Origin of the sequence: Streptomyces sp. NPDC059142 (assembly GCF_042755665.1) — a bacterium.
Lineage (GTDB): Bacteria > Actinomycetota > Actinomycetes > Streptomycetales > Streptomycetaceae > Streptomyces.
The window spans coordinates 3,552-14,918 of sequence record NZ_JBHZDA010000125.1 but is presented as its reverse complement, the minus strand read 5'-3'; the positions used below and the strand labels follow the sequence as shown (position 1 = coordinate 14,918).

The following is an 11,367-nucleotide window of genomic DNA, read 5'->3' as shown; positions in this document are numbered from 1 at the left end:
GGGTGAGCGCGGCGCGGGGCACGGTGGAGCCGTCGGGGTGCTGGACGGTGCCGAGGACCGCCACACCGGGGACGTACACGGCGGGCGCGCCCGGTCCGGGACGCCCGCGGGGGGCCCGGGGGGGGGGGGGCCACTTCGCCGACCATGCGGCGTAGTCATCTCAGGCCACTGCGAACCACCCGGAAAGAGAGCACGGTCGAGCTGAACCGTCCGGCCCGGTGTCACGTCCTTAAGCAGAAGGAAGCGCTGCCGCGAAATACCTGCGGATCCACCGTCCGTGGGGCAACACTAGGACTGGACCAGACAGATACGGGGGAGGCGCCATGACCTCATCGCGCCGCAGGACACTCACGACGACCCAGCGAAAGAATCCACCCATGTGCCAGCACCAGCCCGCCTGCCCGACAGCCGACTCCGCCGACCGCGACGCCGCACGGCTCGTCGCGCACCACCCGGAGCAGGGCTGGAGCCTGTTGTGCAACGGCGTTCTGCTCTTCGAGGACACCGGTGAGCTGCTGCCCGACGGGCAGATCATCGCTCCGCACCGGCCGCTGCGCACGGAGCAGGTGGCCACGGCGGCCTGAGTCCGGGCCACCACCCGGCGGTCCACCGCCCGCGAGGCCGTGCGACCGCCACCGGAAGAACAGGGGCCGGCCGGAGACACACTCCGCACCGGCCCCGACGCATGTCCCCGCACGTTCCGTACGCCGAGGACGGCCGCGGGCGGCCGCGTACGGCCACCCACGGAACGTACGCCCCGTACGTCAGTTGTCGTACGCGTCCACCGGCGGGCACGAGCAGACCAGGTTACGGTCGCCGAACGCGCCGTCGATACGGCGGACAGGCGGCCAGTACTTGTCCGCCGCCGACACACCGGCCGGGAAGACCGCCTCGGCGCGGCTGTACGCGTGCTCCCACTCCCCGCCCAGCGCGGCGGCCGTGTGCGGCGCGTGGCACAGCGGGTTGTCGTCCGCGGGCCACTCGCCCGACGCGACCCGCTCGATCTCCCCACGGATCGCGATCATCGCCTCGCAGAAGCGGTCGATCTCGTTCAGATCCTCGCTCTCGGTGGGCTCGATCATCAGCGTGCCCGCCACGGGGAACGACATCGTCGGCGCGTGGAAGCCGTAGTCGATCAGACGCTTCGCGATGTCGTCGACGCTGACACCGGTGGCCTTGGAGAGCGGCCGCAGATCCACGATGCACTCGTGCGCCACCAGCCCGTGGGGACCGGTGTAGAGCACGGGGAAGTGCGGCTCCAGGCGCTTGGCGATGTAGTTGGCGGCGAGCACGGCGACCTGCGTCGCGCGCTTGAGCCCCTCGCCGCCCATCAGCCGGACGTACGCCCAGGAGATCGGGAGTATGCCCGCCGAACCCCACGGCGCCGCCGAGATGGGCCCGACGCCCGTCTCGGGCCCGGCGGCCGGCTGGAGCGGGTGGTTGGGCAGGTACGGGGCGAGGTGCGCCCGTACGCCGACGGGGCCGACGCCGGGGCCGCCGCCGCCGTGCGGGATGCAGAAGGTCTTGTGCAGGTTGAGGTGCGAGACGTCGGAGCCGAACCGGCCCGGCTTCGCCAGCCCGACCAGCGCGTTCAGGTTGGCGCCGTCGACGTACACCTGACCGCCCGCGTCGTGCACCGCGGCGCAGATGTCGCCGATGTGCTCCTCGAACACCCCGTGCGTGGACGGGTAGGTGACCATCAGGACGGACAGCTCCGCACCGTACTGCTCGATCTTGGCGTGCAGGTCCTCGACGTCGACGTCGCCGTCCTCGCGGGTCTTCACGACGACGACCCGCATCCCGGCCATGACCGCGCTCGCCGCGTTCGTGCCGTGCGCGGAGGACGGGATGAGGCAGACGGTGCGCCCGGTCTCGCCGTTGGCCCGGTGGTAGGCCCGTACGGCGAGCAGCCCGGCCAGCTCGCCCTGCGATCCGGCGTTGGGCTGGAGGGAGACCGCGTCGTACCCGGTGACCTCGGCGAGCCGCTCCTCCAGCTCACGGATGAGCGTCAGATAGCCCTGCGCCTGCTCGGCCGGCGCGAAGGGGTGCAGCGCGCCGAACTCGGGCCAGGTGACCGGCTCCATCTCGGTGGTCGCGTTCAGCTTCATCGTGCAGGAGCCGAGCGGGATCATGCCGCGGTCCAGCGCGTAGTCACGGTCGGCCAGGCGGCGCAGGTAGCGCAGCATCGCGGTCTCGGAGCGGTGCTCGTGGAAGACCGGGTGCGTCAGGAAGTCGCCGGTGCGCAGCAGCGCGCCGGGCAGCGCGTCCTCGGTGGCGGCGTCCAGCGCGTCGACGTCGCCCCGGACACCGAACGCCGTCCACACGGCGGCGAGCTGTGCGCGGCCGGTGGTCTCGTCGCAGGCCATGGAGACCTGGTCGGCGTCGACCTGGCGGAGGTTGACCCCGCCCTCGCGGGCGGCGGCGACGATCTCGGCGGCCCGGCCCGGGACGCGCACGGTGAGGGTGTCGAAGTAGCCGCCGTGCACGGTCTCGACGCCCCCGGCGCGCAGCCCCGCGGCGAGCACCGCCGCGTACCGGTGGGTGCGCAGCGCGATGGAGCGCAGCCCGTCGGGGCCGTGGTAGACCGCGTACATCCCGGCCATGACGGCGAGGAGGACCTGAGCGGTGCAGATGTTGCTGGTGGCCTTCTCGCGGCGGATGTGCTGCTCGCGGGTCTGGAGCGCGAGCCGGTACGCCTTGTGGCCGTCGGCGTCGACGGAGACCCCGACGAGGCGCCCGGGGAGGCTGCGCGCGAACTTCTCCCGCACGGCCATGTAGCCGGCGTGCGGTCCGCCGAAGCCCATGGGGACGCCGAAGCGCTGGGTCGTGCCGACGGCGATGTCGGCGCCCAGCTCACCGGGCGGGGTGAGGAGCGTCAGCGCGAGCAGATCGGCGGCGACGGTGACGACCGCGCCCAGCTCGTGCGCCCGCTCGATCACGGGCCGGAGGTCCCGTACGGCCCCGGAGGCGCCCGGGTACGGGAGCAGCACCCCGAAGACGCCGCGCTCGGCGGCCTCGGCGGGGATGCCCTCGGCGAGGTCGGCGACGACGACCTCGACACCGGTCGGTTCGGCGCGGGTGCGGATCACGGCGATGGTCTGGGGCAGGGTGTCGGCGTCGACCAGGAAGACCCCGCCCTTGACCTTGCCGACGCGCCGGGAGAGCGCCATGGCCTCCGCGGCGGCCGTGGACTCGTCCAGCAGCGAGGCGCCGGAGGTCGGCAGTCCGGTCAGCTCGGCGACGACAGTCTGGAAGTTGAGCAGCGCCTCCAGCCGCCCCTGGGAGATCTCGGGCTGGTAGGGCGTGTACGCGGTGTACCAGGCCGGGTTCTCCATCACGTTGCGCAGGATCACCGGCGGGGTGAAGGTGCCGTAGTAGCCCAGCCCGATCATCGGCGCGAGCACCTGGTTGCGGTCGGCGAGCGCACGCAGCTCGGCCAGGACCTCGGCCTCGGTACGGGCGTCGGGGAGGTTCAGCGCCTCCGCGCTCTTGATCGCGTCGGGCACCGCGGCGGCGGTCAGCTCGTCGAGCGAGCCGTAGCCGACCTGCGCGAGCATCTTCGCCTGCGCCCCCGCGTCGGGGCCGATATGACGCTGTTCGAAGGGGATGCCGCGCTCCAGGCGGGCGAGCGGGGTGCGGTGGGCGTTCATATGCGGAGGCCTCCTGGTCTGCCACGACCTGCGGGGGCACCTAGACGCGGGTGCCCGGAACGGCCTCCCCCTCTGTCATCTCGACCTGAGAGCTTCACCGGTCCGCCGTAAGGCGGTCCGGCTTTCACCGTCGGTGAGAGCGGCTGCCGTAGGGTCCGGCGTCCGCCCTGCTTTCCAGAGTGACCTCGTCCGCGCGGTACGGGGGCCTGAGAGATTCCGGGGAGGATTTGCTCCTTCGGCGCCTCCGGTGGGCTCACCGGAGGACTCTCCCGCACGGGGTCAGCAGCCGCTTGCCAGCCTACCAGCGGGATCTTCCGGGCGACTTTCGAGTGGCCGTCGCCCGGTTTCTGCACTTTTGTAGGGGTGACGAGCAGTCGCGACCCGCTGGAGGGACCGTGGAGACCGATATCGATCCGCGCAGCCTGATAGGACGCAAGGCGTTCGACCGTGAGGGGCGCAAGCTCGGCACGGTCGACGAGGTCTATCTCGACGACGCCACCGGCATCCCCGAATGGGCCGCCGTCCGCACCGGGCTCTTCAGCCGTGACGCGTTCGTCCCCCTCGCCCCCAGCACCCTGGTGGCGGAGGGGCTGCGGGTGCCGTTCGAGCGAGCCCTGATCAAGGACGCCCCCGATTTCGGTGTCGGCCGCCATCTCTCCCCCGAGCAGGAGCTCCAGCTCTACCACCACTACGGCCTCGCCCTCCCGTCCCCGGACCCGCCGGAGGGGCCCGCGGCCCTCTCGGACCGGGACTCCGAGCGGAACTTCGGTCGGCTGGCGGGCCAGGACGACTGACGCGGCTCGTCCGTCCCGGGCACCAGGGGCAGCGGCTCGGAGAGTTCCAGATCGGGATCGTCGGCCCAGAACGTCCGCACCCACCCGGGGGTGGACCCGGGCTCCTCGAACCGTACGGTGACCCTCCGCAGCCCGCTGCCCTGCACCCAGCCGGGGCCGAACTCGGCATGGAGCACATCGTGTCCGGCCGGGAACCGGCGCTCCTCGGACGGCTCGGAAGCCCCCACCGCCCCGAACGGCCCGGTCAAGGGCGGTGCCCCCGCCCCGGCCGCCGGCGACGCCCCCTCCCGCGGTGCGTGCCCCTCCCCCGCGCCGCCCTCCGCGGCGGCGTCCCGCCCCTCCCCGTCGGCCGGACCGGCGTGCTCCGCCGCCTCCCGCTCGCGGGCGGCGGCCTGGGCGAAGAGATCCTCCTGTGTGAAGTCGGCGAGCCCCGTCACCCCCACCCCGAGCAGCCTCACGCCGCCCGTGGTGTCCACGGACTCCAGGAGGCGCCCGGCGGCCTCCCGCACCACTCCCGGGTCGTCCGTGGGGCCTCTGAGCGTCTCCGAGCGGGTCAGCGTGGAGAAGTCGTACCTGCGCACCTTGAGGACCACGGTCCGCCCGGAGTGCCCGGAGTCCCGCAGCCGCCGTACGCACCGCTCCGCGAGCCGGTCCACCTCCGTACGCACCCGAACCCGGTCGTGCAGGTCGGTGTCGAAGGTGTCCTCGACCGACACGGACTTGGCCTCACGCTCGGACACCACCGGCCGCTCGTCGTGCCCCCGCGCCATCCGGTACAGCGACGTCCCGTGCGCCCTGCCCAGCAGCCGTACCAGCTCGTCCTCGCCCGCCTCGGCGAGGTCAGAGACCGTCGTCATCCCGGCCCGGCGCAGATGCTCGCCCGTCGTGGGCCCCACCCCGGGGAGGGTCCGTACCGTCATGGGTCCCAACAGCTCGCGCTCCGTGCCGGGCTCTATCAGGACCAGCCCGTCCGGCTTGGCCTGCTCGGAGCCGATCTTCGCGAGCATCTTGGAGCCGGCGAGCCCCACCGAGCCGCTGAGCCCGGTCAGCTCCTTGATGTCCCGGCGCAGCCGCTCCCCCGCGGCGAGCGCCGAGGCCGTGTCATGGGCCGAGCCGCCCGCTTCCAGGTCCACGAACGCCTCGTCCAGGCTGAGCGGCTCCACGAGCGGCGACAGCCCGCGCAGCAGCCCCATCACCTGCTCGCTGACCGCGCGGTAGAGCGTGAAGCGCGGCACGAGGTACGCCGCGTTCGGCGCGAGGCGTCTGGCCTGGGCCATCGGCATCGCCGAGTGCACCCCGAACCGTCGCGCCTCGTACGACGCCGTCGAGACCACGCCGCGCGGGCCCAGACCGCCGACGACCACCGGTTTCCCGCGCAGACTCGGCTTCGCCGCCTGCTCTGCCGCGGCGAAGAAGGCATCCATGTCCAGGTGCAGGACGGTCGGAGCGGTTCTCACACCACTGATGCTGCCTCACGCCACTGACAATCGGCCCGGAACACAGCCGCCCACGGGGCCGGTCGGCCGGAAAGGGCCCGGTCAGACGGCCCGGTCACGGCGCCGCCGTGCCAGTTCGTCGGCGGGGTTGTTCCCGACCAGCGTCTCGCCGGTGTCGATCCGCTCCCCGTGGAGCTGGGAGAGCGCGGCCTCGACGTCCCGCCACACCACGCCCACCGCGATCCCGAAGACCCCTTGGCCACCCTGGAGCAGGCTGACCACCTCGTCGGGCGAGGAGCACTCGTGGACCGTGGCACCGTCGCTCATCAGCGTCATCCGGTCCAGGTCACGGAAGCCGCGGTCCCGCAGGTGCTGGACCGCCGCCCGGATGTTCTGGAGCCCGACCCCGGTGTCCAGGAACCGCTTCACGATCTTGAGGACGACCACGTCCCGGAAGCTGTAGAGCCGCTGTGTGCCCGACCCGTACGCGGGCCGCACACTCGGCTCGACCAGCCCCGTACGCGCCCAGTAGTCCAACTGGCGGTACGTGATGCCCGCCGCCGCACAGGCGGTGGGACCGCGATATCCGACCGTCTCCGCTCCGGGGTCGGGCGCGCTGCTGTGAAGCGGATACGGACCGCCCGCCGCCGTACCGTCGCCGCTGCTTCTCACGCCGACCCTCCGTCCTTGACCTGCCCTGTCGAAGGTAGGCAGTCACCCGGGGTGCGTCAACGATCGCCACACTCGCCACGCCGGGTGATAATCACCCTGAGAGTGGTTTCCCGTGCCCCATTTCGGGGAAAGGCTCACCGAATGTGCTGACGGGGACCGGCTCGGCGCTCACCGGCCGGTCACTGGCTGTTGGTCCCGAAGTCCTCCGGAGAGATCTGGTCGAGGAACTCGCGGAACTTCTCCACCTCGTCCTCCTGCTCGTCCGGGATGGCGATGCCAGCATCGTCCAGAACCCCGTCACTGCCGTAGATCGGCGTACCCGTGCGCAGAGCGAGCGCTATGGCATCGCTCGGCCTCGCGCTCACCTCGACCCCGCTCGCGAAGACCAGCTCCGCGTAGAAGACCCCTTCACGCAGGTCCGTGATCCGGACCTCGGTGAGCTCCTGGCCCACCGCTTCCAGCACGTCCTTGAAGAGATCATGGGTCAGCGGCCGGGCCGGGGCCATGCCCTGCTGGGCGAAGGCAATGGCGGTCGCCTCCCCCGGTCCGATCCAAATGGGGAGGTACCGGTCGCCTCCCACTTCACGCAGGAGCACGATCGGTTGGTTGGAGGGCATTTCCACCCGGACACCCACTACGTCGAGCTCGTTCACACAGCAACCCTAGGACGTGCCCGGCAGGTTTGGGTAGTCGGACTCCCCCATGATCAGTGCGGACCGGGTCCCAGAGCCGTTCGGAGCAGGGCCTCGTGCAGCCGTACACAGAGCGCCGACAGCTCCTCCGTGGTCTCCTCCGCATGGGCTCTGGTCTGCGGGTTACGGTGCAGCCGCAGCGGGGCCACGACCTGCTCGACCAGTCCCGCGTCACGCTCGGCCGCCGCCTTCATGGCGCGCAGGTGCCGCGGTTCCAGGCCGAATCTGCCCAGATCCGAGACAAGTTTCGCGACCGTCACCGACTCCGCGGCGTAGCCGCCGTCCGGCATCGGGGCGACCAGGCCGTACGCCTCCCACTCGGCCAGCGCGTGCCCGTCGGCCTCGGCGGCCGCCAGCAGCTCCTCACGGCCGATCCGGGCCGCGGTCGGAAGATCGGACTCCGCGTCCCTCCGCGCGCCCGGCAGCGCCCTCCGGGAGCCGGGAAGAGGCACGTCCTCGCCGCGCTCCAGGGCGTCCAGGTGTCCCTTGATGACTTTCAGCGGCAGATAGTGGTCGCGCTGCATCCGCAGGACACGAGCGAGCCGCTCAACGTCCTCCACGCTGAATTTCCGGTACCCCGAAGGGGTCCGGCAGGGCTCGACGAGCCCCTCGGCCTCCAGAAACCGGATCTTGGAGATGGAGACCTCGGGAAACTCGTCCCGCAGCCTGCCCAGGACCGCGCCGATACTCATCAGCGGGTCGCCGGTGGGGGCGGCGCCGTCTCCGGCACCGCCCATAGGTGTACGCGGCATGGACCTTCCTCAGCGGTGTGTCACACGCCCCGCTGGCTCGCGTAGAAGACCAGCCGGTACTTCCCGATCTGGACCTCGTCACCGTTCGCCAGCAGGACCGAGTCGATCCGCTCACGATTGACGTACGTACCGTTCAGGCTGCCGACGTCCGAGACCGTGAAGTGACCGTCGCCGCCCCTGCGGAACTCCACGTGGCGGCGCGACACGGTCACGTCGTCCAGGAAGATGTCACTCTCCGGATGGCGGCCGGCCGTGGTCAGCTCGCCGTCCAGCAGGAAGCGGCTGCCCGAGTTCGGACCGCGCCGCACCACCAGGAGCGCCGAGCCGAGCGGCAGGGCGTCGACGGCGGCCTGTGCCTCCGGCGTGAGCGAAGGAAGCGACGTCTGGCCCGTCACCTCGGAGTCGTACGCCTCAAGACCCGAGATCGAGATCGTCGAGGTCGTCTCCGAAGCGCGCTCCGGGGGCACCCCGCCCCGCAACGGCGCCCCGCAGTTGGAGCAGAACCGACTGGCCTCGGCATTGCGGTGCCCGCACCTCGTACAAACCGGCAAGCCCGCCATAGAGGGATCCTCCTGCCGCGACGGCCCCCCGGGGGCCGATGATTCCCCGAAACCTATGCGGCCGGGACCGGCAGGGTCAACAGACGACGCGCCGGTGGCCTCGCCACCCACCTGGTCGCGGAAGAGCGGACGTTCGCCGCCCTGCTCCTCGTTCCCACCGCGCGCTGCGCGATGGCGGGAGCGCCCCCCGCCGTCCTCGCGTGCGCTTTTGCCGAACAACTTCCCAAACAACTTCACGGGCGATTCCCCTTGACCGAAACAGACCCGCCCGTGGGGCAGGACGAACCCTGATTGAACACACCTGCCGACCCGGACACTTTGACAACGTCCGTATCCACCGGACAGTTTCCACCACTCACCGCACTCTTCGTGCGCCGACCCCCCGCAACCTCATGCCCCCGTACGACGGCTCGCATGCGCCCCCGCCTCACCGTGATGACGACCGAGCGTAGTCAGGCCGCTTCGCGGGTCGCAAGGCATTCACAATGATCTTCTCAGGCCGTGCCACCGTGGCCGTGGCCTGCTCCTTCTCCAGCGTCTGGACCACCCCGCCCGGAATGTTCAGGGCGGGCTCCAGATCCTGCGGCTTGCCGATGACCTTGAAGACGTACGGCGAGGACACCGCTGTGCCGTCCACCCGTACCTCACCTCCGGCGCCCGAGAAGTACGTATCGGCGACGACACGGACATCGTTGATCTGAATGGCCTCCGCGCCCGCCGCCCGCAGCTCCTGGAGCGCGTCGAGCAGCATGTCCGGCTCGACCGTCCCGCTGATGTCCCTGATCGTCAGCGTGATGCCGGGCCCCTCGGCGGCGACCGTACCGGCCAGGATACCGAGCTGCTGCTCCTTCTCCTTGGTCTGCTTACGGGCCTCCTCGGCCTGGTCCGAGCTGGTCTCCAGCTCGGTGCGCTGGGCGTCCAGACGCTGCTTCTCGTCCTCCAGCCGCTGCGTCCGGTTGTCCAACTCGTCGAGGATCCGCACCAGGTCCTCCTGGCGGGCGCCCCGCAGCGCGCTGTCGTCGTTGGTGGACCTGACCTGGATGGCCAGCCCGAGCCCGAGCCCGAACAGCAGGACGGCGACGATGAGCTGTGCCCGGGTCACCCGGGGCGGCCACAGCCCGGCCGCCAACCGCTGGCGACCGGTGAGCTGTTGGGCCCCGGACGGCCCCGGCGCGTCCCCTGCGGTGCCCTCGGGGTCCGCGCCGGTCCCGGGAGCCGCGTGCGCGGCGCCGGGGGCCTCCTCGGTGCCCTGGGGACGCTCGGGCCGCTCGGGTTCCCGCGGCGTTCCCGAGTCGCCGGGCCGCTCGGGTCGCCGGGGGTTCTGGGAGTTCTGGGAGCCCCGGGGGTTCTCGGGCTCCCGCGGGTTCTCCTCGCCGTTCGTCTCGCTGTTCATCGGCGTCACGCCCGGAACACGTGCCGGCGGATGGCGGCAGCGTTGGAGAAGATCCGGATACCGAAGACGACGACCACACCGGTCGACAACTGCGCGCCCACGCCCAGCTTGTCGCCGAGGAAGACGATCAGCGCGGCGACGACCACGTTCGACAGGAAGGAGACCACGAACACCTTGTCGACGAAGATCCCGTCGAGCATGGCGCGCAGCCCGCCGAAGACAGCGTCCAGAGCGGCGACGACGGCGATCGGGAGATAGGGCTCGACCACGGCCGGCACCTCGGGCCGGACCAACAGCCCGACCACGACTCCCACGACGAGGCCCAGTACGGCGATCACGATGTGCCCTTCTCCATGTCTGCCGCGTCCTGCCCGTCGCCCTTCCCGGCGCCGGCGGTCTTCGGCTCTGCTGTACGTACGATCAGGCTGGGCGCGGCAGGAAGGCGCATGTCCCGCTGATCCGAGATGCTGGTGCGGATGCCGAAGTTCTCCTGCAAGGAGTGCAGATACTGGCCGTCGGCACTGTCCTGGAACGCGGTGCTCAGCTTCTTTCCGTCCCCCACCGCGAGCACCGTGTACGGCGGCACGAGTGGCCTGTTGTCGACCAGTATGGCGTCCCCGGCGGCCCGGATCGCCGACAGCGAGGTCAGCCGCTGGTCGTTGATGGCGATCGCCTCGGCGCCCGACTCCCACAGGCCGTTGACGACCCGTTGCATGTCGCGGTCGCGCACGCGGCCCGTGTCGGAGAAGCCGCTGCTCTCGCGCGGACCGCCGCCGCCACCGGACGAGGCGTCCTTGGCGTCGTCGACGACCAGCTTGACGCCGGGGCCCTGTACGGGGGTCGCCCCGGCCAGCAGGGCCACCAGCTCACCCTGGCCACCGCCCCGGGTCCGCAGCGCGGCACGCTGACGGTCACCGACCTCCTTGCGGAGCTTCTCGACCGTGGCCTCCAGCCCGTCGGCGGTGGAGGTCTCCGAGTTGATCCGGTCGATCAGCTCCTCGCGCTCCTTCGCCACGACCGGGGCCGAGATACGCGCCTGGGCGGCACCGACGGTGACCACGAGGGCGGCGAGCACCAGCCCGGCGGCCAGGCCCAGTTTGGCCTTGAGCGTGCGCGGCAGACCACCGTCCTCCGCGTCCCTGCGGGCCGCCGCCTCCGCGTACCCCTCGTCGAGGCTGTGGTCCATCACACTGTTCAGCAGCGACATCGACGCGTCCGGGCGCGGGGGCGGAGAAGTGGCGCTCCGGATGGGGGGCTGCTGCGACATGCCGCACATCGTCGCACGTCGCGACCGCTACCGCCGAATGGCCCCACCGACGCGGGGGGGGGGGGGGGCGGCTCGCCCTGCCGGCCCCCGACGCGGGCGGCCCCCCTGCGTCCCGGTCCCCCCCCAAAAAGACGTGGGTGTACCCAACGAC

At 71.5% G+C, this 11,367-nt stretch carries 11 protein-coding genes and 1 riboswitch; of the genes, 2 read left to right on the top strand and 9 right to left on the bottom strand.

The features are described from left to right. The first annotated feature begins 377 nt into the window (after nt 1-377). Nucleotides 378-584, top strand: a complete 207-nt coding sequence (locus tag ACFXPK_RS29825) for a DUF5999 family protein (protein ID WP_384995704.1) — start codon at nt 378-380, stop codon at nt 582-584. A gap of 180 nt (nt 585-764) precedes the next feature. Here the strand turns inward: ACFXPK_RS29825 and gcvP are convergent, their stop codons facing one another. Next, nucleotides 765-3,650: an aminomethyl-transferring glycine dehydrogenase gene (gene gcvP, locus ACFXPK_RS29820; RefSeq protein ID WP_384995702.1), complete on the bottom strand. Its 2,886-nt coding sequence runs from the start codon at nt 3,648-3,650 to the stop codon at nt 765-767. 184 nt (nt 3,651-3,834) lie between these two features. Beyond that, nucleotides 3,835-3,932, bottom strand: a riboswitch (glycine riboswitch). Nucleotides 3,933-4,045: 113 nt separating this feature from the next. Between gcvP and ACFXPK_RS29815 the strand changes: the two genes are divergently transcribed. Next, a complete protein-coding gene (locus ACFXPK_RS29815) occupies nt 4,046-4,444 on the top strand; it encodes a PRC-barrel domain-containing protein (protein ID WP_384995700.1) in 399 nt (132 codons plus the stop codon). Here ACFXPK_RS29815 and ACFXPK_RS29810 read toward each other — a convergent pair. From ACFXPK_RS29810 to ACFXPK_RS29775, 8 genes are all read right to left on the bottom strand, one after another. Next, nucleotides 4,339-5,901 (bottom strand): DNA polymerase IV, encoded by a 1,563-nt coding sequence (locus tag ACFXPK_RS29810; RefSeq protein WP_385080199.1) that lies wholly within the window; start codon nt 5,899-5,901, stop codon nt 4,339-4,341. The genes ACFXPK_RS29815 and ACFXPK_RS29810 overlap by 106 nt on opposite strands. Before the next feature lie 81 nt (nt 5,902-5,982). Further along, complete coding sequence (locus ACFXPK_RS29805) at nt 5,983-6,552, bottom strand: MerR family transcriptional regulator (RefSeq protein ID WP_384995695.1); 570 nt, start codon at nt 6,550-6,552, stop codon at nt 5,983-5,985. Nucleotides 6,553-6,731: 179 nt separating this feature from the next. Next, the gene (locus ACFXPK_RS29800) at nt 6,732-7,205 is read right to left on the bottom strand and encodes a bifunctional nuclease family protein (RefSeq protein ID WP_006123076.1); all 474 of its coding nucleotides are present in this window, start codon (nt 7,203-7,205) and stop codon (nt 6,732-6,734) included. A 53-nt stretch (nt 7,206-7,258) separates the two neighbouring features. Continuing rightward, on the bottom strand, nt 7,259-7,996 hold the full coding sequence (locus tag ACFXPK_RS29795; protein ID WP_385080197.1) for a MerR family transcriptional regulator: 738 nt from the start codon (nt 7,994-7,996) through the stop codon (nt 7,259-7,261). Between the two features lie 20 nt (nt 7,997-8,016). Continuing rightward, nucleotides 8,017-8,901: an FHA domain-containing protein gene (locus ACFXPK_RS29790; protein WP_384995748.1), complete on the bottom strand. Its 885-nt coding sequence runs from the start codon at nt 8,899-8,901 to the stop codon at nt 8,017-8,019. An 82-nt stretch (nt 8,902-8,983) separates the two neighbouring features. Then, nucleotides 8,984-9,949, bottom strand: a complete 966-nt coding sequence (locus ACFXPK_RS29785) for a DUF881 domain-containing protein (RefSeq protein WP_385080195.1) — start codon at nt 9,947-9,949, stop codon at nt 8,984-8,986. A 5-nt stretch (nt 9,950-9,954) separates the two neighbouring features. Beyond that, a complete protein-coding gene (locus ACFXPK_RS29780) occupies nt 9,955-10,287 on the bottom strand; it encodes a small basic family protein (protein WP_023543062.1) in 333 nt (110 codons plus the stop codon). Beyond that, a complete protein-coding gene (locus ACFXPK_RS29775) occupies nt 10,284-11,216 on the bottom strand; it encodes a DUF881 domain-containing protein (protein ID WP_385080194.1) in 933 nt (310 codons plus the stop codon). The genes ACFXPK_RS29780 and ACFXPK_RS29775 overlap by 4 nt, the downstream gene beginning before the upstream one ends. Between the last annotated feature and the right edge of the window lie 151 nt (nt 11,217-11,367).